Source organism: Thermoplasmata archaeon (assembly GCA_035532555.1).
GTDB lineage: Archaea > Thermoplasmatota > Thermoplasmata > Lutacidiplasmatales > UBA184 > Lutacidiplasma.
The window spans coordinates 100,801-126,327 of record DATKQS010000006.1; the positions used below are offsets into that span (position 1 = coordinate 100,801).

21 protein-coding genes, 1 tRNA gene and 1 pseudogene are annotated in these 25,527 nt (G+C 69.5%); 10 read left to right on the plus strand and 13 right to left on the minus strand.

Features of this window, described 5'->3' with window-relative positions; translation table 11 throughout:
- Positions 1 to 14 precede the first annotated feature (14 nt).
- Positions 15 to 2,684, plus strand: coding sequence for an aconitate hydratase AcnA (acnA, locus tag VMV28_01595; protein ID HUZ79304.1), 2,670 nt, complete (start codon positions 15 to 17; stop codon positions 2,682 to 2,684).
- Positions 2,685 to 2,780: 96 nt separating this feature from the next.
- Here the strand turns inward: acnA and VMV28_01600 are convergent.
- Positions 2,781 to 2,887, minus strand: a tRNA-Arg gene (locus tag VMV28_01600).
- A 131-nt stretch (positions 2,888 to 3,018) separates the two neighbouring features.
- Here VMV28_01600 and gatD point away from each other — a divergent pair.
- From gatD to VMV28_01615, 3 genes are read left to right on the plus strand one after another with little or no spacing between them, the layout of a single operon-like run.
- On the plus strand, positions 3,019 to 4,338 hold the full coding sequence (gene gatD / locus VMV28_01605) for a Glu-tRNA(Gln) amidotransferase subunit GatD (GenBank protein HUZ79305.1): 1,320 nt from the start codon (positions 3,019 to 3,021) through the stop codon (positions 4,336 to 4,338).
- Complete coding sequence (gatE, locus tag VMV28_01610; protein ID HUZ79306.1) at positions 4,335 to 6,194, plus strand: Glu-tRNA(Gln) amidotransferase subunit GatE; 1,860 nt, start codon at positions 4,335 to 4,337, stop codon at positions 6,192 to 6,194. The genes gatD and gatE overlap by 4 nt, the downstream gene beginning before the upstream one ends.
- Positions 6,191 to 6,913: a phosphoglycolate phosphatase gene (locus tag VMV28_01615; protein HUZ79307.1), complete on the plus strand. Its 723-nt coding sequence runs from the start codon at positions 6,191 to 6,193 to the stop codon at positions 6,911 to 6,913. Before gatE ends, VMV28_01615 begins: the two co-directional genes overlap by 4 nt.
- A 188-nt stretch (positions 6,914 to 7,101) precedes the next feature.
- On the opposite strand, the gene VMV28_01620 is transcribed toward VMV28_01615, so the two are convergent.
- The 6 genes from VMV28_01620 to ftsZ all read right to left on the minus strand — a co-directional run bounded on the left by VMV28_01620 (position 7,102) and on the right by ftsZ (position 10,765).
- Complete coding sequence (locus tag VMV28_01620; protein ID HUZ79308.1) at positions 7,102 to 7,440, minus strand: hypothetical protein; 339 nt, start codon at positions 7,438 to 7,440, stop codon at positions 7,102 to 7,104.
- 177 nt (positions 7,441 to 7,617) lie between these two features.
- On the minus strand, positions 7,618 to 7,911 hold the full coding sequence (locus VMV28_01625) for a hypothetical protein (protein ID HUZ79309.1): 294 nt from the start codon (positions 7,909 to 7,911) through the stop codon (positions 7,618 to 7,620).
- A complete protein-coding gene (locus VMV28_01630; GenBank protein ID HUZ79310.1) occupies positions 7,908 to 8,375 on the minus strand; it encodes a 50S ribosomal protein L11 in 468 nt (155 codons plus the stop codon). Before VMV28_01630 ends, VMV28_01625 begins: the two co-directional genes overlap by 4 nt.
- Positions 8,365 to 9,363, minus strand: coding sequence for a transcription elongation factor Spt5 (locus VMV28_01635; GenBank protein ID HUZ79311.1), 999 nt, complete (start codon positions 9,361 to 9,363; stop codon positions 8,365 to 8,367). The genes VMV28_01630 and VMV28_01635 overlap by 11 nt, the downstream gene beginning before the upstream one ends.
- Positions 9,364 to 9,395: 32 nt before the next feature.
- Positions 9,396 to 9,641 carry a protein translocase SEC61 complex subunit gamma gene (locus VMV28_01640; GenBank protein HUZ79312.1) on the minus strand — a complete coding sequence of 82 codons (246 nt, stop codon included), beginning with the start codon at positions 9,639 to 9,641 and terminating at the stop codon, positions 9,396 to 9,398.
- Between the two features lie 11 nt (positions 9,642 to 9,652).
- Entirely contained in the window at positions 9,653 to 10,765 is a 1,113-nt protein-coding gene (gene ftsZ / locus VMV28_01645) for a cell division protein FtsZ (GenBank protein HUZ79313.1), read from the minus strand.
- A 71-nt stretch (positions 10,766 to 10,836) separates the two neighbouring features.
- Here ftsZ and VMV28_01650 point away from each other — a divergent pair, with 71 nt between their 5' ends.
- Positions 10,837 to 11,562, plus strand: a complete 726-nt coding sequence (locus VMV28_01650) for a 6-hydroxymethylpterin diphosphokinase MptE-like protein (GenBank protein HUZ79314.1) — start codon at positions 10,837 to 10,839, stop codon at positions 11,560 to 11,562.
- On the opposite strand, the gene VMV28_01655 is transcribed toward VMV28_01650, so the two are convergent.
- Positions 11,553 to 13,304, minus strand: a complete 1,752-nt coding sequence (locus VMV28_01655; GenBank protein HUZ79315.1) for a hypothetical protein — start codon at positions 13,302 to 13,304, stop codon at positions 11,553 to 11,555. The two genes, VMV28_01650 and VMV28_01655, sit on opposite strands and share 10 nt — an antisense overlap.
- 200 nt (positions 13,305 to 13,504) lie before the next feature.
- Between VMV28_01655 and VMV28_01660 the strand changes: the two genes are divergently transcribed.
- Together VMV28_01660 and VMV28_01665 are read left to right on the plus strand one after the other, a co-directional pair.
- Positions 13,505 to 13,927, plus strand: a complete 423-nt coding sequence (locus tag VMV28_01660) for a hypothetical protein (protein HUZ79316.1) — start codon at positions 13,505 to 13,507, stop codon at positions 13,925 to 13,927.
- 43 nt (positions 13,928 to 13,970) lie between these two features.
- Positions 13,971 to 14,381 (plus strand): secondary thiamine-phosphate synthase enzyme YjbQ, encoded by a 411-nt coding sequence (locus tag VMV28_01665; protein ID HUZ79317.1) that lies wholly within the window; start codon positions 13,971 to 13,973, stop codon positions 14,379 to 14,381.
- On the opposite strand, the gene VMV28_01670 is transcribed toward VMV28_01665, so the two are convergent.
- From VMV28_01670 to VMV28_01680, 3 genes are all read right to left on the minus strand, one after another.
- Positions 14,368 to 15,498, minus strand: a complete 1,131-nt coding sequence (locus VMV28_01670; protein ID HUZ79318.1) for an isocitrate/isopropylmalate dehydrogenase family protein — start codon at positions 15,496 to 15,498, stop codon at positions 14,368 to 14,370. The genes VMV28_01665 and VMV28_01670 overlap by 14 nt on opposite strands.
- A gap of 1,246 nt (positions 15,499 to 16,744) precedes the next feature.
- Entirely contained in the window at positions 16,745 to 19,033 is a 2,289-nt protein-coding gene (locus VMV28_01675) for a DEAD/DEAH box helicase (GenBank protein HUZ79319.1), read from the minus strand.
- A gap of 25 nt (positions 19,034 to 19,058) precedes the next feature.
- Positions 19,059 to 20,204 carry an acyl-CoA dehydrogenase family protein gene (locus VMV28_01680; GenBank protein HUZ79320.1) on the minus strand — a complete coding sequence of 382 codons (1,146 nt, stop codon included), beginning with the start codon at positions 20,202 to 20,204 and terminating at the stop codon, positions 19,059 to 19,061.
- Between the two features lie 71 nt (positions 20,205 to 20,275).
- Between VMV28_01680 and rqcH the strand changes: the two genes are divergently transcribed.
- Complete coding sequence (gene rqcH, locus VMV28_01685; protein HUZ79321.1) at positions 20,276 to 22,171, plus strand: ribosome rescue protein RqcH; 1,896 nt, start codon at positions 20,276 to 20,278, stop codon at positions 22,169 to 22,171.
- Between the two features lie 50 nt (positions 22,172 to 22,221).
- On the opposite strand, the pseudogene VMV28_01690 reads toward rqcH, so the two are convergent.
- Positions 22,222 to 22,803 (minus strand): annotated as a pseudogene (locus VMV28_01690) (HVO_0476 family zinc finger protein).
- Positions 22,804 to 22,904: 101 nt separating this feature from the next.
- Between VMV28_01690 and VMV28_01695 the strand changes: the two are divergent.
- A complete protein-coding gene (locus tag VMV28_01695) occupies positions 22,905 to 23,846 on the plus strand; it encodes a glycosyltransferase (protein HUZ79322.1) in 942 nt (313 codons plus the stop codon).
- Between the two features lie 70 nt (positions 23,847 to 23,916).
- Here the strand turns inward: VMV28_01695 and VMV28_01700 are convergent, their stop codons facing one another.
- Complete coding sequence (locus tag VMV28_01700; protein ID HUZ79323.1) at positions 23,917 to 24,930, minus strand: glycosyltransferase family 2 protein; 1,014 nt, start codon at positions 24,928 to 24,930, stop codon at positions 23,917 to 23,919.
- 275 nt (positions 24,931 to 25,205) lie between these two features.
- Here VMV28_01700 and VMV28_01705 point away from each other — a divergent pair.
- The coding region (locus VMV28_01705) for a glycosyltransferase family 2 protein (GenBank protein ID HUZ79324.1) at positions 25,206 to 25,527 on the plus strand (322 nt) is incomplete at its 3' end.

A 25,527-nucleotide genomic window follows, 5' to 3' on the forward strand; every position in this document is an offset into this window, starting at 1 on the left:
GCACTCTGCGGACCATGAACCCCGCCGATCCCCTAGGCGTCCTCGAGTCGGTCTTTCTGGCCGGAGAAGATTCGTTCGTCTACCGCCTCGACCGGCTCTCGGGGATCGACCACTCCAAGCTCGCCCGGCGTCCCCGGACCGTCCGCATCCTCCTGGAGAACCTCGTGCGCCGGTTCGACCCGGCGCGCGTGAGCCCGGAGACCGTCTACGCGCTCGCCGAGGGCCGCGACATCCCCCCGACGGTCGAGATCCCGTTCTACCCGGCGAGGGTCCTGCTGCAAGACTTCACGGGGATCCCCACGCTCGTGGACCTCTCCACCCTGCGCGACGATGCGGCCGAGCGCGGGCTCGACCCGAAACGGATCAATCCGGTTGTGCCGGTCGACCTCATCGTCGACCACTCGGTCCAGGTCGACAGCTTCGGGACGCCCCAATCGCTCACGATCAATCTCGATCACGAGTACGAGCGCAACGGGGAGCGCTACCGCTTCCTGCGCTGGGCGAAGGATGCGTTCTCGAACACCCGGATCGTGCCGCCGGGCAACGGCATCTGCCACCAGGTGAACCTCGAGTACCTCGCCTCGGTCGTCCAGCGGCAGGAGATCGCGGGGAACCCGGTGGCGTTCCCGGACACTCTGATCGGAACGGATTCCCACACCACGATGGTCAACGGCGTCTCGGTCCTCGGATGGGGAGTGGGAGGGATCGAGGCGGAGGCGGTCATGCTCGGCGAGGCGTACTTCCTCGCCGATCCGATCGTTGTCGGAGTCGAACTGATCGGTTCGATGCCGGAAGGGACGACCGCGATGGATCTGACCCTGACGATCACCCGTCGCCTGCGGGAGCGCGGCGTGGTCGATCAGTTCGTGGAGTTCTTCGGCCCCGGGATCTCCCGACTCGCCGTCCCGGATCGGGCGACCATCTCCAACATGTGCCCGGAGTACGGGGCGACGGCGGCCTTCTTCCCGATCGACGAGGCCACGATCGCCTACCTGCACGGCACCGGACGCGACGCGAAGGCGGTCGCCCGGGTCGAAGCGTATGCGAAGCTCCAGGAGCTCTGGGGCACGAAGCTCCGGGGCGAGCTCGAGTTCGACGACGTCCTGACGATCGATCTCGGGACGATCGTCCCCACGATCTCCGGTCCGGGCAACCCGCAGGAGTCGATGGCCCTCTCCGACGCCCCCGCGGGATTCGCCCGATCGCTCGCGGCCTACCGGAAGATCAAGCCGGCCGTGCCGAACGGCGCCCCGGTCGCGCCCGACGGTTCGATCGTGATCGCGGCGATCACGAGCTGCACGAACACCTCCAATCCCTCCGTCATGTTCGGCGCCGGGCTCATCGCCCAACGGGCGCTCGCCCTCGGGCTGCGGGTGCCGCCGTACGTGAAGACCTCGCTCGCGCCGGGTTCGAAGGTCGTCACCGACTATCTCCAGCGCGCCGGGCTGCTCCAGCCGCTCACCGATCTCGGCTTCGGACTGGTCGGCTTCGGCTGCACGACCTGCATCGGCAATTCCGGCCCGCTGCCTCCGGACGTCGCGAAGGACGTCGCGGAGCACGATCGCTACGTCGCGGCCGTGCTCAGCGGGAACCGGAACTTCGAAGCACGGATCCACAACCAGGTCCGGGCGAACTACCTCGCCTCTCCGATGCTCGTCGTGGCCTACGCCCTCGCTGGACGGATGGACGTCGACCTCACCCGCGACCCGATTGGGAAAGGCCCCGACGGCGCTCCGGTCCGGCTGAAGGACCTGTGGCCGACCTCGGCCGAGATCCGCCGCCTCGTGGAGGCCGATCTCAACCCGGAGATGTTCCGCGAGAAGTACCGGGCGATCGAGGTCGGGGACGTGCACTGGGAGTCCCTCGATCCACCGAAGGGGGACCTGTATGCCTGGGATCCCGCTTCGACCTACCTCCAGGCCGCTCCGTACCTCCACCTGCCTCCCCCGTGGATCCCCCAGCGCGGGGTCCTCGCCGAGGGGGCCCGGGCGCTCCTGACCTTCGGCGACCAGATCTCGACGGACCACATCTCTCCGGCCGGCGCGTTTCCCGAGAGCACTCCCGCGGGCCGGTACCTGCTCGCCCACGGGGTTCCGGCGTCTCAATTCAACACCTACGGCACGCGCCGGGGGGACCACGAGGTGATGGTTAGAGGAACGTTCGCGAATGTTCGTCTGAAGAACCAGCTCCTGGCGCCGAAGGAGGGAGGCTGGACCTCACATCTCCCCGAGGGCGACGTGCTCTCCGTTTACGATGCGGCCGAGCGGTACCGCACCGAAGGCGTCCCGCTCATCGTGCTGGCGGGCAAGAGCTACGGCCAGGGAAGCTCTCGGGATTGGGCCGCGAAGGGGCCTCGCCTGCTCGGGATCGGCGCCGTGATCGCGGAGAGCTTCGAGCGGATCCACCGGACCAATCTGATCGAGATGGGCGTCCTCCCGCTGCGCTTCGCTCCGGGCCAGGGCTGGAAGGCGCTCGGCCTGACCGGTCACGAGTCGTTCCGCCTGAGCGTCGCCTCGGGCGGGGAGCTCTCGCCTCGGGGAGCGATCACGCTGGAAGCCCTGCGCGAGCCGGATCCGCCGATCACAGCGACCCTCGAATGCGCGATCCACTCCCCGATCGAGCTCGAGTACTACCTCGCCGGCGGCGTGCTTCCGTACGTGATGACCCACCGGTTTGCCCGCTAGGGTCGCCGGGCTAGGGCAGAGTGTGGCTGGCCCGGCCATCGGGCCCGTGAACGGAGCCCCTGCCGGGTGATGCCCATCCTCGGCCGATCAGAGAGACGCCCGTGCTGGGATTCGAACCCAGGTCTGAGGCTCCGCAGGCCTCTAGGATATCCAATGTAGCAGGACGGGGGGAACCCCCGCTCCCGAAGCTACCCCACACGGGCATTCGTGGTCGTTCGTACCGAGGCGTGCGAGCGGAGGAGTGTATAAAAGCCCGGTCTCGGCGATCGCGCCCGCCGCGCCACAATTTATAGCGCGGGACGCTGCGATGGGAGGAGCGGGAGTTCTTCGTCCGATGAGTCCACCTACCACGAAGGACCCCTGGGAGACTCTCCGGACCCTCCCCATGGGCCAGCGGGTCGAGCTGCACGATCCGGTGGGAGCCGATTGGACGGGGACCATCGTTCCTTCTCACGAACTCTCCGGAGATCGGATCCTGCAACTCAAACTGGAGAGCGGGTACAACGTCGGGATCCGGATCGGAACGGACTTCACATTCCGGATCTCCTCGGCGTCGCCGCCCTCGGCTCCGGCGGACGAGCGCGCCGCCGCGGGCTCGAACTCCGCTGCGCATCCGGAGGACCACATCGCACTGTTGACGACCGGCGGCACCATCGCCTCCCGGATCGACTACGAGACCGGCGGGGTCCGTCCGGTCCGCGGCGAGAGCGAGATCCTCGACTTCTATCCGGACCTGCTTTCGGAAGGCGCGGTCCGGGTGGTCCCGGTGTTCGATCGCCTCAGCGAGAACATCGCTCCCCACGACTGGTCGATCCTCGCGGAGCGGGTCGCCCTGACGTTCCGGGAGGGGGCGCGGGGGATCGTGATCGCCCACGGAACCGATACGCTCGGCTTCACGGCCGCAGCCCTGTCCTTCCTCCTTCCCGAGCTTCCGGGACCGGTGGTGGTCGTGGGTGCCCAGCGATCGCCGGACCGGCCTTCGTCGGACGGCACGTCCAACCTGCAGGCGGCCGCCCGCGTGGCACGCGACCGCCGGATCGGGGAGGTCGTGGTGGTGATGCACGCTGGGCTCTCCGACACACGCTTTGCGATCCATCGGGGCACGCACGTGCGCAAGATGCACTCGAGCCGCCGGGACGCCTTCCAGAGTCGAAACGCCCCTCCCCTCGGCGTGGTCGAGGGCGCCGAGATCCGCCTCGATGCACGCGTCCGGCCTCCCAGCCCGCGCGGAGCACGCTTCGACGGGCCGCTCGATCTCTCGGGCCGGCTCCTCTGGTACTACCCCGGCTTGACGCCGGAGCTCGCGGAGGCGTTCGTGCGGTGCGCGCGGGGGATCGTCCTCGCGGGAACGGGGCTCGGCCACGTCGCTTCGGTCCACGTCGACTGGATCCGGCGGGCGGTCGAGGCCGGGGTCGTCGTCGCGATGACGACGCAATGCCTGGAGGGAGTCGCCGATCCCTTCGTGTATGCGACGGGCCGCGAGCTGCATCGAGCAGGAGTGCTCTTCCTGGACGACCTCCTTCCCGAGACGGCCTACGTCAAGCTGTTGTGGGCGCTCGGCCATGCGACGAGCCCGGACGATGTGAGATCGCTGTTGCGGCTCGATCGGGCCGGAGAGTTCGTCGCGCGCCATCAGACCCGAGGCGAGGAGTGAAGGCGGGGCTCGAGGTCCACCAACAGCTGGCCACGGGCAAGCTGTTCTGCGCCTGTCCCTCGGAGCTGTCGGACGCGGTCACGGGGACCTTTTCGCGTCGTCTGCGAGCCTCGAGCGGCGAGAACCGCGGGATCGACGCCGCGGCCGCCCACCAGGCTTCACGGGGACTGACGTATCGCTACGAGACGACGGAGGCGAACTGCCTCGTCGAGATGGACGAGGAGCCGCCGCACGCGCTCAACCCGGCGGCTCTCGATACCGCCCTCACGTTGGCCCGCATGCTGCACGCCCGGGTGCTGGACGAAATCGAGGTGATGCGCAAGATCGTGGTCGACGGATCGAACACCTCCGGCTTCCAACGGACCGCGCTCGTCGCCGCGGGCGGGTACCTCGAGCTCGGGAAGCGGCGCTACTCGATCCTGTCGATCTGCCTCGAGGAGGACGCGGCCCGAAAGATCTCCGAGAAGAGCGGAGAGGTTCTCTATCGGCTCGACCGGCTCGGCATCCCGCTCGTCGAGATCGCGACCGGCCCGGATCTGACCACTCCGGAGGAAGCCCGAGAGGTCGCCGAGGAGATCGGAGCGCTCCTGCGCGCGACCCGGCGCGTACGTCGCGGGATCGGGACCATCCGCGAGGACCTGAACGTCTCCACGGAGGGCGGCCGGCGGATCGAGATCAAGGGAGTGCAGGAGCTCCGACGCCTTCCCCAGTACGCCGAACGCGAGGTGGAACGCCAGCGGGTGCTGCTCGAGGTCCGCGATCGGCTCCGGGGCCGGAACGCGGCGAGCGCGTTCCCTCCGGCCCTGGACGTGACGGAACTCCTCGGGGCGATCGAAAGCGGGCCGGTGGCCGATGCGGTCCGCCACCGAGGAGTCGTGCTCGCGATCGCGCTCCCCGGTTTTGCCGGCCTGCTGAAGAGCCCGCCGAACTCGGAGGAGCGTCTCGGGCGAGAGCTCGCGGACCAGGCCCGCTTCCTCGGATTGCGCGGGATCCTGCACTCGGACGAGCTCCCCGGCGCCGGGATTGGTGCGGAGGAGACGGAGCGATTGCGAACGCGGCTCGGCTCGGGCCCGAACGACGCGTTCGTTCTGGTCGCGGATCGATCGGCCGAGCGGGCACGCGCGGCGCTCGATCGGATCGCGGCCCGTGCGCTCGCCGCGCTCGACGGCATCCCCGCCGAGACCCGCGACCCGCTGCCGGACGGGCGCAGCCGATTCTCGAGGCCGCTCCCGGGCCGGGACCGCATGTACCCCGAGACCGACGTCGCGCCCATCCCCATCTCCGCCGCGGACCTCGCTCGCATCGACGCGGGACTTCCGGAGCGGCCCGCGGTCCTGCGCGAACGGCTCGCGCAGGAGTATCACCTCGTTCGCGAGGTCGTCCGGCAGCTGGTGGCGGGCGGGCACGTCGACGCGTTCGAAGCGCTCGCGCACCAGGGCCACGCGCCGGCGGTGGTCGCCCGTCTCCTGACCCAGGACCTCCCCGCCGCCGGAGGCGGCGCCGAACGGGAGTGGCCTCTCGCACTCCTCGGAGAACTCCTGTCGGCCCAGGAGTCCGGGCGGTTCGCCAAGGAAGGCTTCCCGGCGGTGCTCGCCGCCCTGACGAGCGGGGCCCCCACCGTCGACGAGGCGATCGCCAAGGCGGGACTCTCGGGCATGCCCCGGGCCGAGCTCGACCGTCTCGTCGACCGGATCGTGGACGCCAACCGGGGGATGATCGTCGCTCGGCGGGAGGACGCGTTCTCTCCGCTCATGGGCGACCTCATGCGCGAGGTCCGCGGCCAACGCGACGGCCAAGAGGTCGCCGCGGCGCTCCGCGAGGGAATCGCGCGGGTCCTCTCGGAGCCTCGCGCGTGAGGCGCGCCGCCCGGGCATCGAAGGATCTTCGGGTCCTCGTCACGGATGTCGACGGAACCATCACCGACCCCGAGCGGCGCCTCCATCCCGCGGCGCTCGGCGCGCTGCGACGCCTGACGGACCGGGGAGTCCCCGTCATCCTCGCGACGGGCAACGTGCTGCCAATCGCCCTCGCGCTCCACCGCTCGCTCGGCCTCGTGGGCCCGATCGTCGCGGAGAACGGCGGGGTCGTCTACCAGCATACCGAGTCCGGGGAGCGGATCGAGCACCTCGCGGACCGGCGCGTGGCGCTCGCGGCGTACCGGGCACTCCGGGCGAGCGGCCTCCCCGTCCATCGACTCTTCACCGACCGGTGGCGCGAGACCGAGGTCGGCATCGACTCCAGCGTTCCCCTCGCGGAGGTGCGCCGCCGGATCCGGGGCATCAACGCCTACGCGGAGAGCAGTGGGTTCGCGATCCATCTGATGGAGCGGGGCGCGGGCAAGTACTTCGGAGTGCGCCGAGCGGTCGAGCTGCTCGGGCTCGGCCTCGAGCACGTGGTCGCGATCGGCGACGGGGACAACGACGCGCGGCTCCTGCGCGCCGTGGGATTCGGGGTCAGCTTCCCCTCGGCGAGCCCCCGCGCGCGGCGCGCGGCCGATCTCGTCACCCGCGCGGACGGGGCTCCCGGATTCCTTGAGGCGATCCGGGCGAGCGGTTTATCGGGAAGGGGGCCCTAGCCTCGGCCGGGTCCCCCACCATGATCGTCGGTCAGTGTATCCGGTGCGGGCGACCGGCCACGCGCAGCTGCCCCATCTGCGGTCAGATGTACTGTTCTGAGCACATGACGCCCTCCGAACGGGTCTGCTCGGACTGCGCCGGCGGAGCGCGACGGGGCCGCGGCCCCGGACTCTCCTAGAGCGCCCGGTTACGGGTGCTGCTCGGAGGAGTAGTCGTAGCCGGGAAGCACGAGCGGGCCCCGCGCGCTCGTGCGCGCGAGATAGAGGAAGACCACGCCCATCGTGCCCGTGAAGACGCCGATCCCGAGGGCGATCCACGCGAACCCTCCCAGGTGGGGCCCGATCCAGATTCCCCACCACAGTCGCATGCCGCCCGCAGGCGTGAGCGCATGGGCGAGCAGGTTGATCACGACGGCGATGCCCCAGCCGAAGAAGATCAAAAGACCGCTCGCGATCTCCCATCCGAGGCGCGGATCGCCCCCGAAATCCTCCGGAGGGGTCGCAGGCGACTCCTGCAGATCGACCACGAGATTGCTAGCGTAGCCGGGTCTAAAGAGGTTGCCCCGAGCGTCCCTGGGCGGGGCGTGGCCCCGGCGCGATCACCACGAGACCGTTGTCGGCCGCCGACGCGCCGTAACCGGGCTCATGCGTTCGGACGTCGGGGCTCACCGTTCGACGCGGCCGATGGACCGCGCGCGGGTCCGCTATCCGAAGCCGGGCAGGGACTTCGTGTCCTTGCCGGTGCCGGGGCGCATCGGGGCCCTGCGCAGCTCCTTCGGGGTCTCCACGAGACGAACGATCGGAGCGGACTGGACGATGTAGCTCGGAAGGCCGGTGTTGGCGTCGTGGCCCGCCCGCAGGATGTTCATGATCTCCAGGCGGACTTCGATGACCGAGCCGTCCTTGAGTTTGAGGCGGACCTTCGCGTCGCCGCCGACCACCTCGTAGTCGACGATCTCGGCGTTCGATAGATCGGGCGGCGGGCCTCCACCCATCATGCCGGGGCTCCCTTCCGTATGCGCTCCTTGAGCAGCGCGCGGGGGTCCTGGCCATCGACCGTGAGTCCGATCGAGACGCAGGTGCCGATCACCTGGTTCACCTTCTCCTCGACCGAGCGGCCGAACATGTCGCCGCTCTTCGCCTCGGCGATCTTGCGAACGGCCTCCAGCGAGACGTCCCCGACGATGTCGGTCTTCGCCTTGCCCGAGCCCTTCTCCTTCCCCGCTTCCTTCAAGAGGAGCGCGGTGACCGGGGGTCGCCCGACCACGAGCGTGAACTGGCGCGTACCGGGATCGACCCGGACGACGACGGGAACGCGCATCCCGGCGAACTGCTTCGTTTCCTCGTTGATCTTTGCGACGACCTGCCCCACGTTGACCCCGAGGGGTCCGAGCGCGGGGCCGAGCGGCGGTCCCGCCGTCGCCTTGCCGCCCTCGACGAGGACGCTCACTTCATCCGCCACTCTTGCCGCCTCCCTTCTCCAACATGCGCACGTGATCGCCGCGTACCGTCACGGGGATCGGCACCACGGCCTCGATGAGCTCGACGGTGATCTCTTCCTTGTCCTGGTCGATCCGCTTCACTCGGGCCTTCTCGCCCTTGAACGGACCGGCGATGAGCTCGACGATCGCACCCTCGACGAATCCCTCGACCGTGATCTTCGGGACGAGGAGCGGCTCGACCTCTTTGAGCGTCGTTTCCCCGGCGACGAGGCCGCGGGCCTTGCGGATCCCTTTGAGCATCTCGTGGACGCCCTCGAAGCTCATCCCCTCGGCGAAGACGTAGCCGCGCAGCGCCGCCGGCACGAGGAGCGCGAAGATGACGTCGGGCTTCTCCTCGGTACGCGCGAGCAGCGTGTCGGCGACCTCGCGCTCGTACCCGCGCGAACTCTTGATCGCCAGCACGGCTTGGCGAGCGACGCAGGCGAGCGTGAGCTTGGCGGGATTCCCGCCGTCCAGCGCCTTCGCCTGGAGACGGATTTCCACGCGGTCCCCGTACCGCACTCCGACCGGGGCCGTGATCTCGAAGGAGAGGGGAACGAGGGAGTTTTCCTCCATCGTGAGGGTCACGGACTGAGAACGGGCGAACAGCTCCACGACGGTCCGCTTCCCCGGGGGAGCCCAGCGCACGGGCCACTCGGCCCCTTCTCCGGGGTAGGTGGAGGTGTAGCCGACATCGATGGTGAGCTCGACCGGGCCGGCGCTTCCGCGCTGGTGGGCGAGCACGGCGCTCAGGGTGGTGATCGTGCCGGCCGTGACCTCCCGGACGGTGTCGTCGGCGGCCTTGAGGCTCAGCTGGGACGGCTCGGCGGCGCGTGCCGGGGTCGCGGTGGGACCGGGCGGAGGGATCGGCGCCCGAGCGGTCGCGGGGGTCGTGGGCGCCTTCCCCGGGCTCGGTGTCGGTGGACCGCCGAGGAGACCGATGCCTTCGTCCGTGGGGTTCCCTGCCATTCCGCCTCCTATCCTCCGTACGGCCGCGGGACCTACAGCGCGGCGAAGTAATTCGCCCAGATCCACGGGCCGGCTTGAGTGAAGAAGATGTAGATCCCGAAGCCCGTGAGGCCGATGATCGCCGCCCCGATGAACGTGATCGTCAACACGCGCGTGTACTCCTCGCGGGTGGGTTTGCGGGCCATCCGCAGGATGCGGCCGTACTTGCCGTGGCCGACGTGGTGCAGGCGACCGTCGAAATCGTCCTGGGCCCGCCGGGCCCGGTCGAGGAATGCCATGGGGGTTGTACCTACCGTACCGTTTCGATCTCGTGCTCGTGCGCGCGCGAGCCGTGAGATCCCGCGGACGATGCCCCGAGAATCTGGGGGGATTTAACGCCGGTGACCACGAGTAGGACGCGGATCGTGGCCTGCATGGTGGGGTCGATGTTCGCTCCCCAGATGATGCGCGCGTTCGGGCTGATGGTCTTCTGGACGATCTCGCTCGCCTTCTGGGCTTCGCTGACCGTCATGTCGGGGCCGCCCGTGACGTTGATGAGCGCCCCGGTCGCCCCGGCGATATCGACCCGGAGCAGCGGGGAGTTGATCGCCTCCATCACGGCGTCCTCGGCCCGGTTGTCGCTCTCGGACTCGCCGATGCCGATGAGCGCGACGCCCCCGCCCTTGAGGATGGTGCGCAGGTCGTTGAAATCGAGGTTGACGAGGCCCGGCCGGGTGATAATCTCGGTGATCCCACGGATGGCGCTCGCGAGGACGGAATCGGCGACCTTGAAGGCGGTCTGCACGGGGAGCCGCGGCACGAGCTCGAGCAAGCGGTCGTTCGGGATCGTGATGACGGTGTCGACGACCGAGGAGAGGCGCTCGAGGCCCGCGAGCGCATTCTCGGTGCGCACCGTGCCCTCCGAGGTAAACGGAAGGGTTGCGACCGCGATCGTGAGCGGGTCCCCACCGGAAGCTTTGGCGATCTCGGCGACGACGGGGGCGGAACCCGTCCCGGTTCCCCCGCCGAGACCGAGGGTGATGAACACCATGTCGGAGTTCGCAAGGAGCGCCTTGAGGTCATCGCTCGCCTCTTGAGCGGCGCGCTCGCCGACGTCGGGGAGCGCCCCGGCACCGAGACCCCGGGTGAGGCGTCGGCCGAGGAGGACCTTGCGATCGGAGTGGATCGTGAGCAGATGCTGGGCGTCGGTGTTGGCGGCGATCGTCACCGCGCCGGAGAGCCCCTGCTCGGTGAGCCGGTTGATGGTGTTGCAGCCCCCGCCCCCGCAGCCGATGATCTTGATGGTCGTTTTCAGCGTGGCGAGAACCGCTTCGAGCTCCGCGTCGTCCCCACCCGGTTTCAGAGGAGGGCGGGCGGTATCGGCGGGCAAGTGCGATAGGATCTCCTGAGCGAGTGGGCGCATATCGGCTGTTCCTCGAGGGCCGGAGCATGGCCCGTCTTATAAATCAATGGCTCCTCTTCCGGCGGTAAGCCGTGGAGTACGCCGAGTGGGCCCCGGAGTATGCGCGAATCCGCGCCGCGTTCGGGTTCCCGTTCGACCGGGAGGTCCGCTCGGCTGAAGCGCTGAGGCGTCTCCTCCCGCCGGAGGCACGGATCGATCCGTTGCCACGGATCCGCGAGCGCCTCCACGCCCGCGAGGTCATCGTGGTCGGCCTCGCGCCGGGGGCGGGACCTCCGCCGGTGTGGCGCTTGCCTCCCCGGGCGAAGACCCCGGTGATCGTGGCGGCGGATGGAGCGACGGCGGCCTGCACCGGAGCGGGCCTCGTGCCCGCCGTCATCGTGACGGATCTCGACGGGCCGATCCCCTCGGAGATCTCGGCGAACAGTCGAGGGGCGCTCGCGGTGATCCACGCCCACGGCGACAACCTCCCGGCGCTCGAGGAGTGGGTCCCCCAGTTCCCTGGTGAGCTCGCCGGGTCCTGGGCCGGGCCGCCCACAGAGGACCTGATCAACGTGGGAGGGTTCACCGATGGCGATCGGGCGGTCCACCTCGCCGAGCACCTGGGCGCCGAGCGGATCCTCCTCTGGGGATTCGAGTTCGATCGGATCGACGAGGAGGACCCTCGGCTACGCGAGCGGAAGATCCGGAAGCTCGCGTTCGCTCGCTCGGCTCTCCACGCGCTCGCGGCGCGGAGCTCGATCCCGATCGTCCTCTGGCTTCGGGACGGATCGTTCGACCGGCTCGGGGCTCACACGTAGGCCGCGTCGACCAGGTAGGTCACGTCCTGACCACTCTCGTACAGGACGAGGAAGGGCGCATGCTCGAACCACGCGATCGCCGCGGGGCTCAGCGGGAGCGCGGCCGCCGACGGATCGAGCGCGACGCCCCCGTACATCACCGAGTCCACGATCACCACATCGATCGGGAAGGGAGAATGGGGCGCGTCCGAGCTCCGTAACTCGGCGGCGGCGCTCGTCCAGTTCGATCCCGTGAACAGGGCCGGGGTCGATCCCCAGGTCGCACGATTTCCGTCGAAGCCGAACACCGCCGAACTGAGCGGATGCGAGCTCGCGACCACCTGGTTCTGCGGCACTCCGATGGAGACCCATTGCCATAACGCGGCATCGCCCGGTGGGTATCCTTCCTGGAATCCTCCGAAGTTGGCCTGCGGGGGATAGACGATCGCGGCGTTCGCCGCCACGAGCAGGACCACGCCGAGCGACGCCGCCACGAGCGCTCGTCGACCCCCCCGTTCGCCGGCGCGTGCGACGAGCGCGCCCACGCCGATCGCGGCCAGCAGCCCGATCGGGATGAACAGGTACTCCACGTAGCGCGAGGCGGGGATCGCTTCGACGAACCCGGACGCCGAGCTGAGGTAGTACGTCGCGAGCAGCGTGAGCGCGGCGCCGATCCCTAACGCGGTCGCCATCGTCAGGGAGAGCGGGCCGAGCCGCGAGGCCGTTGGCGCCCGTCGGCTGCCGGCCGTGAGGATCCCCATCCCGAGGACCGGGGCGAACCACAGGATCGCCATCGGGCTTGTCAACTGGCTCGTCCCGGGGAGCGGAATGAACAGGACGGTCGCGATGCCTCCGAAGATCAGGGCCGCGAGGATCACCATGTCCCGCACGAGGCTGCGATCGCTCGGCATCCGGACCCAGGTCCGACGGGGTCGGAACGCTCCTCGGCGCCAGTACATGAGGAGCCCGGCGACCCCGACGCCGGCGAGACCCAGCGCTTCGAGCGCGGCGAATCCGGCGAGCGCGTCGCCGCCGAGTCCCGGCCCGATGACGGTCGCAACGAAGGAGGACGTCCCATAGAACCAGTAGGCGAGGGTCGCGGTGATGAAGGCGGCGATGAACCCCAGCTCGCGCGCCGGAAAGCGGCGGCTCCACAGGCCCGGTCGCCAGAGCTCGAGGAGGAGAAGGCTCCCGAGCGCGCTCAGGACGAACATGAACGAGGAGAGATGGTGGGTCACGATCAGCGCCCCGCTCGTCAGCACGAGCGGCAGGTAGAATCGGGAGTCCCGGCGGGTCTCCACGAAGAGCCAGATCGCGGCGACGCACAGGAAGTCCCCGAGCGCGAGCGGAGCCGGGTGCGCGATCGAGAACATCCGGGGCATCGCGACCGAGGCGAACGCGGCCCCGAGCAGTGCGATCGAATCGTGGGCGTAGAGCCGGCGGAACAGGAGGAACAGCGGGAAGACGGAGAGCGCGGAGACCACGGGGATGATGATCGTCAACGCGGAGAACGGGTCGATCCCGAGCGCGCCGGATCCGGCGCCGGAGAGGAGGAAGATGCCGGGAAAGTCCGGATACGCCGTTCCCCAGCCGACGTACGCGGCTCCGTGCGGCAGGTGGCCGGTCGAGACGAGGGCGTGGGTCAGCGTGTAGTACTCGCCCGAATCCGATCCGAACAGGGAGAAGGAGACATAGGGCTCGACCGCGAGCACGACCAAGAGCGTTGCGAGCCCTCCGAGGAAGAGCGCGGTCTCCCTCCTCACGGGCCGCCGCCCGGGGACGCCCACCTCGGCCCACCAGAGCACGCCCGGAGGGGGTCGGGTACCGTCATCTCGATGGGAACGCCAGGGGAGCCCGGACTATAATCGGCTCGCCCGCGGCATCGAGCCGCGATCCCACCGAACGTGCTCGACCCAACCTCTAAATAGAGGGGGCTGGTGGGGGCGAAATCAAGGGTTTATCGATGGCTTCTACTTCTCGCAAGAAGTCGCGCAGCGGACCGAAGTCCGCCCGGCGCCCGTCGAAGGCTCGACCGACCCGCCGACCGGTCCGTCGCCCGACGGCGAAACCGAGGAAGCCGACCCCCCGACGCGCCCCTCCCCGCAAGAAGGTCGTCGCGAAGAAGGCCGCACGTCCGAAACCGAAGATCCCCGTCAAGTCCGCGCCTCCGCGCAAGGTCGTGCCCGCGGCCGCGGAAGCCCCCCCGAGCCCTCCGCGCCTCGGAGACGGACGTCGCCACGTGCTCTCTCTGTCGTTCCTGCGGGACGGCGACGAGTTCCTCGCGCGCATCGAGACCGACGCGGGGCATATCACCGAGTTCAAGCACCGCGTCCTCGACCAGCTCCTCAGCCTCGTGGCGAGCGAGCTCGAAGATCTGCTCGAGTGAGCGCGAACCCGTCCCTTAAGGGCGGGAAACCGCTCGGGTCGGCGTGAAGAGCCGCACCGAATACATCGTATTGAACACGAAGACCCCGCGCGAGTTCGTCCGGCTCACCGACCGGGTGCGGGCGATCGTGAAGGACAGCGGGATCCGGGAGGGGCTCGCCCTCGTCTCCGCGATGCACATCACCGCGGCGATCTACGTCAACGACAACGAGTCCGGGCTTCTGGAGGACATTGCGAAGTGGGCCGACCGGCTCGCCCCTCCGGGCGACTACGCGCACCACCGCACCGGAGAGACGAACGGCGACGCGCACCTGAAGAACCTCCTCCTCGGACATCAGGTCGTACTGCCCATCACGGCCGGAGATCTCGACCTCGGTCCGTGGGAGGAGGTCTTCTACGCCGAGTTCGACGGGCAGCGCCCCAAACGGGTCGTGGTCAAGATCATCGGCGAGTAGGCAGCGGCTCATCCGCGAGGTGCGGATCGCTCTGCACCGCGTACGGGTCGACCGGGCGCACCAAGGGCCGATCGATGTCGACGTTCGGGATCTTTCGGGCGATCTCGCGCGCCATCGCCGAACAGGTCGACGGGGGTACCGGGTGAGCGGTGTAGCCCGGGAGAGCGAGGTCGTACGTCACGAACTTCTTCTCGGCGATCGTCTCCCACACGGCTCGGAAGACCCGCTCCGCCGCCTCTCGCTCTCCGAGATGACGGTAGAGGAGTTCGATGCACAGGATCTCGGCGACCGGATCGGCCTTGTCCTGGCCGGCGTACTTCGGAGCGGAGCCGTGCACGGGCTCGAAGACGGCGATCGAGTCCCCGAACAGAGCGCCCGGCACGACCCCGAGGCCGCCGGCCAGGCCCGCGCACAGGTCGGAGATGATGTCGCCGAAGAGGTTCGTCGTCACGATGACATCGTACTCCTCCGGCTTCTTGGCGAGCTGCATGCACATGTTGTCGACGAGCCGTTCGTCGGCCTCGATGTCCGGGTACTTCGGCGCCATCTCCCGGAAGGCGGTCTGGAACAGCCCGCCCGTCGTCTTCATGATGTTCGCCTTGTGGACCGCGGTCACCCGGTGCCGGTGCTCACGGCGCGCGAGCTCGAAGGCGAACCGGATGATCCGGTCGGACGCCTTGCGCGTGATGACGTTCACCGTCTCGGCCGCCGTATGGTCGCGATCGACCCAGTGCTCTACCCCCGAGTAGAGCCCCTCGGTCGCTTCTCGCACCACGATGAGATCGGTGTCCGGGTAGCGCGTCCCCTCTCCGGCGATCGCGCGCGCCGGTCGAACGGACGCGTACAGGTCGAGCTGCTGACGCAGGGCCACGTTGACCGAGCGGAAGCCGCCCCCGATCGGGGTCGTGATCGGTCCCTTGACCGCGAGCCGATTGCGACGGATCGAGTCGAGCACCTCCTCCGGCAGCGGAGACCCCGTGCGTTCGATCGCCTTCTCGCCGGCCTCGACAACCTCCCAATCGATCTTCACAGCCGAGGCGTCGGCCACGAGACGGGCGGCTTCGGTGACCTCGGGGCCGATTCCGTCCCCGGGGATCAGCGTCACTCGATGCGTCATGGTACTATTCCTTGCGCGCGGAGGCGCGCGCGGTCTTAAGAGTCGTGCTGCCGGGTCCCCGCTCCCCCGGAGGCCGCCGGCCGGCCCGGGATTCGCCCCCCGCCGATCGGAATGAACGGTGCATGGGAGAGTATTAGATTTCTTATAATACGCAGTATTCCACCGGTCATGCTGAACGCGGTGCATCCCGAGATCCTCGGCCCGGATTGGTTGCCTCCGGTGCCGCTGGCACGCTCCCGTGAAATCGACCAAGTCGTACGTCTCTTGGAACACCCGTCGGAGGCCGCCCGTTCTCCGCCGATGGTGCTCGTGGAGGGGTCCGAGGGATCCGGAACGTCCACCGTGGCCCGGGCCGCGGGTCGGATCCTCGCGACCCGGATGCGGAGCCCGCCCGGCCCGTCGGAGGTCCGCCTGTACACCGTGCGCACCCGCGGCTGCCGGACCGGGCTCGGTGTGGCCTCCGCGCTGCTGCGTCACTTCGATCCGGGCTTCGACGGTCGCGGGTTCTCCGTCGTGGAGGTGATCGCGGGGTTCCTCCGGAGGCTCCACCGAGATCGGCGGGTCGCCCTGATCCTGCTCGATGACATCGGGGTGGGAGGGCCGGATCTCGCCGTCCTCCTGCGCGCGTTCTCCGACCCGGAGCGATTCCTGCCCGAGGGCGAGAGCGGTGTTCCCTCCATTCTCCTCATCCTCGCCGGCCGGCGGGAGGGGCTTGACGGGGCGACCCGCGGATTCGGGCTGCGACCCCCGCCCGAGCGCTGGGTCGGCGTTTCTCCGTACTCGGACGCCGAGCTCGGGGCGATCCTTCGGGACCGGATGGAGCGCGCGCTCGGGCGACCTGCGCCGGAGACGATCCTCGAGCGCGTCACCGTCCGCGTCCGTCGGGATGGCTGCGGGATCTCCCGAGCCATGGACCTGGTGCGTCGGGAAATCCTCGGCCCGAGCGCGATCCGTCCCGGATCGGTCTATCGGCCGCTCGAGTCCCGGCTCGATCTCTCGATCGAACGGCACGTGGTGCGCGCGCTCGCACGCGCGGCCGACCGCGAGTCGGTCCCCTTGCGGGATATCCGACGCTGGGAAGCGCTCCTCGCGAAGGCCGAGGGTGCGCGTCCCTTACCGACGACGACGTTCTGGCGTCGGATCATCCGGCTGGAACAGGCCGGCTACGTGCGGCGGGAGATCCGACCCGGTGGCATGGGGGGAACGCAGTCCGTGCTGCACTTCCTATCGCCGGTACGGGAGTGGTTCACGGCTCCGCCGGGTCGGGATACTCCTCGAGGGTCCGGACCGAGCGGCGGCGGGCCGTGGTCGTCGGGGTGGGCTCCGCCGGATCGCTCTCCGAAGGGGGAGCGCTCCCCGGTCGCCGCACCTGATTGAGCACGGACTCGGCGAGCTTGCGCGATCGAAGCGCCTGCTCCACGCGGTCGAGCGGGGCGGCGCGAAGGGTCTCCCGGTCGGGGAATCCTGCCCGGCGCAGCGCGCGTGCGCGCACCCGCCCGATCCCCCGCAGCCGCACGAGATCGAGCAGCTCCTCACGGACTCCGTACTGCACCCGAAGGGAGAGATCGTCGATCGGCCGGGTGAGGCGCCGGTGGAAGCGCGCGGCGATCCGGCTCGATGCGAAGAGGAGCCAGTTCGCGTCCTCGACCTTGGCGCGCAGGTCCCCGGCGCCGATGCCGAACCGCTCGCTGATCTCGAGGATCGGCGTCTCATCGATCCAGGCCTCGAGCACGCTCGCCGTCTTGATGGTCGACAGGAAGAAATCGAGGTCGAGGTCGAGCGGCGCTTCCTCCGGCTTGATCAGGAGCTCCTCGGCCTCGTCCGTGAATCGCCCGAGCAGGTTCGACTCCTCCCCGCGCCGCAGGAAGAGCGGCGGCAGGTCCGGAGTGGCCGCGACGCCGGCCAAGATTGCGAACGGGCGCACGCCGATCGGAGCTCGGTCGAGCATCTGCCGGACGACGATCGCGCTGAGGGGATCGAGGTAGAGCTCGCTCGTCAGCTGTCCGAACGGCGTGGCGCGTAGACCCGGCGAGGGGGCGAGGAAGTCGTTGGTCTCCAGGAAGCTGCGTACCCGCCGGACCTGGTCCGCGAGATCGCGCCAGGGGAGCGTCTGGCCGTAGAACGTAGCGCCGAAGAACGACTCGAGCTCCTCCTCGGTCGCCACGGCTCCGCTCGCGACCAGCGCGAGGATGTGCATGCGGAGCGCGGGCTCCGCCGCCAATCGGCTCTCGATATCTTCCGGGGGCGCCGAGAGGTACGCGTCGAACAGCCGCTCCTCCTGGTCGGCGTCCCGGGCGATGAGGACGGCCTCCCCGACCGTGTCGTACCGGGGTCGGCCCGCGCGCCCGCACATCTGGTGCACCTCCAGGGCGGGGATCGGCGCCTGCATACCGAGCCGATCGTCGTAGCGATAGGTGTCCCGCACGATGACGCGCCTCGCGGGCAGGTTGATCCCCGCGGCGAGGGTGGGCGTCGCGACGAGCACCTTCAGGGCGCGCTGGCGGAACGCGCGCTCGATCACTTCCCGCTCCGGGTTCGTGAGCGAGGCGTTGTGGTAGGCGACGCCGTGCGGAACGAGAGCGGCGAGCTTGCGGACGCCCTCCGTCTCCTCCTCCGAGACCGTCCCGAGCTCCTCCGCCACCGCATGGGCCCGCGCCCGCTCCTCCCCCGACAAGAGCGGGCGGACCGTGCCCGTGAGTCCCTGGGCGGCCACTTCGCTGGCCTTTCGCGTGTTCACGAAGACGAGGGCTTGGCCCCCTTCCTCGATCACCGATCGAACGAGCCGTGGGACGGCCTCGGTGTTTCCCGGGATCTCGCGGATCGACAGATCGGTGAAGGCGATCCGCCCGTCGTAGTACACGCCGCTCTTGAGCGGAACGGGCCGGAAGTCGCTCGCGATGTGGCGCGCTTGGAGCCACTTGGCCACCGCGAGGGAGTTACCGACCGTGGCGGAAAGGGCCACGAGTTGCAGATCCGGATAGGAGCGCCGCAATCGGGTGAGGCTGACCTCGAGCGTAGGTCCTCGGTCGGGGTCCCTCAAGAGGTGCACCTCGTCGGCGACGACGACCCCCAGCCGATCGAGCCAGGGACTGCCGCGGCGCAGCAGCGCATCGGCCTTCTCGCTCGTCGCGACCAGGATATCGAGGCGCTCGAGCTGGTCCGCGCGCAGATCGAAGTCCCCGATCGAGATCCCGACGCGGACGCCGAGCTCCTCGAACGCCTTCAGCTCCTCCGCCTTCTCCCGCGCGAGCGCGCGCAACGGCACGAGGTAGAGCCCGGTCCGGCCCGCGCGAGCGGCGCGCAGCAGAGCGAGGTAGGCGATCAGGGACTTGCCGCTCGCGGTGGGGCATGCGAGCAGCAGGCTCTCGCCGGCCATGACCGGCCCCACCGCGGCGGCCTGAGGTGGGTAGAACGACTCGATCCCTTGCTCTCGGAGGATGCGTACCCACTCCGGGTCGAGCCCGAATGAGGCGACGGGGGCGGACGCCGCAGGAGGAGACGACGACGATGCATGCGAGGAGCGGGGCCGCGGCATCCGTGGTTGTGACCCCGCGACGTTACTAAGGGGTTCGCTCGGCGGAGGGTCCACCATGCTCGATGAGCGAGCGGCCGAGGAGCCGTTCCTGGATCTCGGTCGTACCCTCCACGATCGGGAACACCCGAGCATCGCGCAACAGGCGCTCCGCTGGGTGCCCGACCCGGGTCCCAGCGGGGCCCGCGATGTCGAGCCCCACCGACGCGATCGAGACCGCCGCTCCCGAAGCGGCCAGCTTCGCGGCGGAGGCGGCGATCTCGAAGGGTCGACCGGCGTCCTTCGCGCGCGCCGCAGCCTCGACCAGGGCCCGGGCCGATTCCAGTTCGACGTAGGCGCGCGCCACGCAGGCGCGATCCTCTTCGTGGCTGCGAAGTCGGGCGGACCGGCACATCTCCTCGAAGGCGGCACGTGCGACGCCGAGCGCGCACGCGGCGATGCCGATCCGGCCCCCGGCGAGCGCACCGAGCGCGATCGAAAGTCCCTCTCCTTCCGCTCCGAGCAACGCGTCCTCGGGAAGCTGGGCGTCTTCGAAGACGAGCTCGGTCGTTTCGCTCCCGCGGATCCCCATCTTGTCCAGCCGCTGAGCGACAGAGTACCCCGGAGTGCCTTGGGGGATCAGGAACGCGGAGATCCCCCGGGAACCGAGAGACGGGTCGCGCGTGGCGAAGGCGAGCACGACGGCCGCGGATGCACCGTTGGTGATGAACATCTTCGAACCGCGGAGTCGAAAGCCGTTCGGCACTCGTTCGTATCGAGTGGCGAGATGCGCCGCATCGGAGCCCATCCCGGGCTCGGTCAGCCCGAACGCACCGAGGAAACGGCCCGCCGCGAGCGGGCGGAGGAATCGCGTTCGCTGGGCATCGGTCCCCCATCGGAGGATCGGGGCCGCGCAGACCGAGAGGTGGACGGAGAGATCGGTAGCGACCGCCGCACTCGCCGTCGCGAGCTCCTCGAGAACCGCCGCGGTCGACTCCGAGTTCCCACCGCTTCCCCCCCACTCCGCGGGGATGCCGAGGCCCGTGAACCCTTCCGTGCCGAGGGTCGCCATCAGGTCGGAAGGTACCCGGTCGGTTCGATCGATGTCTGCCGCGATCGGTGCGAGGCGGTCGTGCACGAACCTTCGAGCCCGCTGCCGCCAGTCGGGCGTGCCCATGATCCCCGCCGGGCGCATGCCCGCGCAGATGCCAACCAACCCTTAAGGCCCGCCGTCGGGTCGGTGCGTTCGGCGAGGCGGAGGATACGTTGTCGTCTCAGCCCACGCCCAAGGACCGGTTCAGCGCCCTCGACATGCTCGCGCTCTCGCGCGAGCTCCGAGTGGCCGTCCACGCGCGCATCGACAAGGCGTTCGACCTCCCGGGGGGAGGCTGGTCCGTCACCATGCGGTCCGCATCGGCCGGCCGCCGCGAGCTCGTGCTCGTGCCCGGGCGCTACGGGGCGCTGGTCGAGGAGCGGGCCGAGCACGCCGAGGAACTGACCCCCCTCGCCAAGGAGCTGCGCAGGCTCCTCTCCGGTTCGATCCTTCACGCGGTGAGCGAACCGCGCGGGGAGCGGTACGTCGAGCTCGAGTTTCGGCGCGCGGATGGCGAGAAGCTCGGACTGATCCTCGAGATCTTCGGGCCCGGGAACCTGCTCGTGACCCGAGGGGGGCAGATCGTCGCCGTCGCCCGACCTCGGACGTGGGCGCACCGGACGATGCGGGTCGGAGCCGAGTACACTCGCCCGCCGGAGCGGGCGGACCCCTGGAATGCCGACCGTGAGACGCTCGAACGAGAGCTCGCCCGCTCCCGGACGGATCTCTCGAGCACCCTCGCGGCCCGGCTCGCCCTCGGGGGCCCGATCGCCGAGGAGATCCTGGCACGGTCCGGTGTCCCGGATGGACCCGCGTCGACCGATGCCGCCCGGATCGCCCCGGCCCTCCATCGCGCGATCGCCGAAGTCTACGCGGAGCTCGGAGGTCCTCCCCGAGGGTACCTCTACGAACGCGACGGGGTTCCCGTCGACGCGAGCCCCTACCATGGGCTGCGCTGGGCGGCCGACCCGTCCGTCCGAGAGGTGGAAACCCCCACGTTCAGCGAGGCCGCCTACCGGTACTTCCGCACGGTCACGACCGCGGCCGTGCCCGTCGAGATTTCGGCGGTCGACAAGGCGCGGGAGGACCTCCAACGGCAGGCGGCCCGCCAGCGCACCGCGATTGCGTCCCTAGAGTCCGCCGCGCAAGAGCTCAGCGCCCAGGCAGAGTCGATCTATGCTCACTACCCGGAGGCTGAGGCCGCCCTGGCGCGGGCCCGCGCGGAGGGCTCCGAGAAGCGGGAGGTGGCCGTCCGTCTCGGGGAGCGTTCCGTCCCCCTGCTGCTCGACCGACCGTTGCAGGGCTCGGCTCAGGCCCTGTATGAAGAAGGCAAGCGCCTCCAGGGCAAGCTCCAGGGAGCCCGTACCGCGCTGACGGAGACGGAGGCGCGCCTTGCCCAGACCCCGAGCACGGCCGCGCGGGCCTCCTCGGCCGAAGCCCCGGCCTCGCGGGCGCGCAAACCCCGCTGGTTCGAGCGCTACCGCTGGTTCCTCTCTTCCGAAGGAGCGGTCGTGATCGCAGGGCGAGATGCCGCTTCGAACGATCTCGTGGTGCGTCGCCACCTGCGGGAGGGAGACGTGTACCTGCACGCCGATCTCCATGGCGCGGCGAGCGTGATCATCAAACGGCCCGATCCGGGACGACCGGCCGTCACCGAGGTGACGATCCGCGAGGCGGCCCAGTGGGCCGTGGCGTTCTCGAAGGCCTGGCGCGCGGGTCTCGCCTCGGCTTCGGCGTTCTGGGTGAAGCCGGAGCAGGTATCGAAATCCCCGAACACCGGGGAGTTCGTCGCGAAGGGAGCCTGGGTCATCGAGGGGACGAAGAACGTTCTGAAGGACCTGCCGCTCGAGCTCGGGATCGGGACCGTGGCCTACGAGGACCACGAACTGTGGACGGTCGCTCCGCCCTCGGCGTTCGCTCTCCGCGGGGGACTGCGCGTCCTTCTCACACCGGGGGACGAACGGGTCCGGTCCGAACGGGAGTCCGAACTCGCCCGCGAACTGGGGATCTCCCGCTCGCTCCTCCAGTCGCTCCTCCCCGCCGGTGGCATCACGTTGCGGCGCCCGTAGAGCCGGATGACCTCGCCGGCGGGGAAGGCGTCGCCCGGCTTTCGCCAGCTTCGAGCGCGGGCGCGCAGCCCGGCGATCACGATCTCGGTCTCCTCGACTCGGATCCGCTCGCCCACGACGAGGATCGTCTCCCGAGGCACGACGAGCCGGGCGGGGCGCGTGCGGCGACCTTCGACGATCGAGACGGGCACGACCGCACCGAGATCGCGCGTCACCCACAAGGTCCCGATCTCCTCGGACCGGGCCTCGGGAACGGGACGGCCCAGGCGATTCTCGATCTTGTGGATGATCACCGGAACATCGGATTCCGGTACCCCGCTTCCGACCTGGAGCCGTCGGGCTTCGGGCAACTGGATCATCCGTCGCGTGGAGGCGGGCCCTTCCGAGATGATCTCGGCGACCTGGACGGAGGCCGGTGGGGCCGACGAGAACGGGTGGACGAGCCCGCAGGCACGGCACCGAGCGACTCCCCGCATCGGGGCGTTGGGCCGGTGGCCCGCGCGGTCGACGTGCAGGATGCGGTGGGACGTGAGTCGATCGCAGGTCACGCAGAAGATCTCGGCCGAATGGACCCGCGTGCCGGCCCGAGCGGGCTCCGTCTCCGGGGCGTCAGGCATCTTCTCCTCCGGCATGGATCTCGAGCCCCCGAGCGGAGGGAGGGCTTGAGGGTTCCCGTTCGCCCTTCTCCGGGCTCCGCCAACCTCAAGAAGAAGGTTCGGACGCGGAGGTGGCCATGGCTCTCGCAGAGCGCGTCTCCTTCTGCGCGACTAATCTCAACACGGCCGATCGACTGGTCGCATCGCTCGATTCCATCGATGTCCTCGGCCGAGCGGTCGGCGTGCCGTACGAGGTGGTCGTCGCGGACGGCCCGAGCACCGATGGCGCCCGGGAGCTCCTCGAGCATCGGCAGCGCCAGCGCGCCGATTTCCGGCTGGTTCGCCACGCAGAACGCCGGAGAGGAGCTGGCCGGCGGCTCGCGTTCGAAGCGAGCTCGGGCGCGGTGGTCATTCCCTTCGATACGAGCATCACCTACGCGGCCGCCTACGGTGGACTGCTCCGGGCCTACCTCCAGCTTCGCACCGACCGGATGCTCTTCTCGGAGATCTGCGCCCTCTCGCGCCGGAGCATCGAGGAGGTCGGCGGCTGGCGAGATCTCATCGGAGCCGAGGACGTCGATCTCTACGGACCGCTGATCGAGCGCTTCGGGCTGATCGCGTGGCCCGTCGCCCTGAGAGAATCCCAATCCGCCCGCATGGGTGCCTACGCGCGTCAGATGCGCTACGTGCAGGGCTCTTCGGTCCGGCGCCTCCTGCGGATGTACGCGACCCAGCGCGACCAGGTCATCGGTGCCAACTACCGTGTTCGGGATCTGATGGCCCTGAACGCCGCGAAACCGCCGGCCCGACGCGCCGCCCTCTGGGGATGGTTCACGTTCGCGGCGATTGGCGCGCGGTTCCGTCCCATCCGACCCCGCAAGGCCGCGCGGAACAACTACCTCATCCTGCGCGACGCGATCCTGGAATCGCTCCTTCGAGGGGATTACAAGAGCCTCGCCTGGGACGGGCCGCCGCCTCAGCTGCTCTTGACCCCGGCGGAGATCGGATACCTGCGACGGGCCTCTTCGGCGTGGGGCCGGGTGGAGTCCCGTGATCCGCCCCTCTACGGGGTCAAGTGAGTTCGAGACCGACACCACCGCTGGGTCCTTTGCCGGCCCGGCCTCGGACCCGTGCAGGGGCCATCGATCTCTACGGAGCGCGTACGGGAGCGTGGCGAGCGTGCGAGTGGCGGTGGTACGCTCGAGTGGTCCACTGGGGTGCCATCCGCTTGGCTAGCGCCCACAGCGCCCGAGAGGCGAGGTAAGCCTGCCTTCGAACCCGGGCGGCGCGGAGGAGCTCGGCAAACTGGCCCCAGCTCGGCGGGGGCGCTCCCGGGACCGTCAGATAGAATTGGAATCGGGCCTCGGCCACATAGCCGCGGCCGGCGGTTTCGGCCGGTTTCCCCTGGGTCATCTCCTCCACGAGCTCCACCGTCCGTTCCTCGCGGGCGAGCCTCTGGGCCTCCGAGGCCCAGCCTCCTTCGTCGATCTCGGCGTGGCTGGCGCTGGAGTGGAAGCGATAGCGCGTCAGGCGGTGAGCCTCGATCCAGAGGGTCCCTTCGCTCGCGAGCGCGGCGAAGAACACGAAGATGTCTGGGCTCGCGTCCACCTGACGGAACCGGTCCGCCACCGCGCGGAGGAGCGAGGTACGCACGCTCATCGCACTGAGGTTCACGCTGACGCCGTTGCGGAAGAAGTCGGGCGTTCGGGCCCTTCGCTCGGAAGCATTCGTCACGGAATAGGAGACCGTCGGCTGCGTGCGGAAGCGACCCCAGTCGGGCAGCGAGTGGCCGCGGCGATCCATCGGCGCGATGGCGTCGTGGACGAACGTCCGCCTCGGATCCTCCCGGAAGAGCCGCGCGATGCGGCAGAGCTTGTCCGGCTCGAACTGATCGTCGTCGTCCAGGAAGCATACGATCTCTCCCTCGCACGCGTCGATGGCGCGGGCAAGCATGGCGCCGATGGCCGGGCTATCGTCCCACAGGATCTTCGTGCCGGGTTCGTCGCGCCGAGCGTCGACGGCGGGGTGCGCGAAGTTCTTGATCACGACCATCTCGTAGTCCGACCGCGGGAGACTCTGGGCGAGCACGGAGGCGACCGCCCCCTCGAGGAACTCGCGGCGATCGAAGGCGGGAATGATCACCGAGATGAACGCCTCCGTCAACGTTCGAACCTCTCCTCGCTTCGGGCGATTCCTGCAGACTAGATCAGCGGATGGCACACGGTACGGTCCCGCGCGTCCGCCGTACCACCACTCTGCACTGGGATCGATCCCACGGGACACGCCCGAGGCATCGATGCGACCCCTCGGATTTAACGGCGCGCCGAGGGAGGTGACCCCCGCTCGCGATAGAGGGGGCGCGCCCTCGGTCCCGGAGCCACCTCGTCCTGGCGGAATCATCAAGCGCCGGGGTCGACTGCCCGCATCGCGGAAGTGCGATGCCAGATCCGAGTGCGATCGCTCCCGAGCTCCCGTCCGGCTCCCTCCGCGAGGGTGGATCGAAGGAACCTTTGATTTCCGTCGTCGTGGGCGCCTATTCCCGAGAGACCTTCGTGCGGGGCGCGGTCCAGTCGATCCTCGACCAGACCCTGGGCCGCGACCAGATCGAGATCGTCGTCACCAAGAACTTTCGCTCCGAGCCTCTCGACGGGTTTCTGCTCCGCAGTGGAGTGATCTCGCTCCTGGACCCGGACCCGCGGATCGGGCCGTGGCTGATGCGCGCGATCCGCAGGACCACGGCTCCGTTGATTGCCTTCCTGG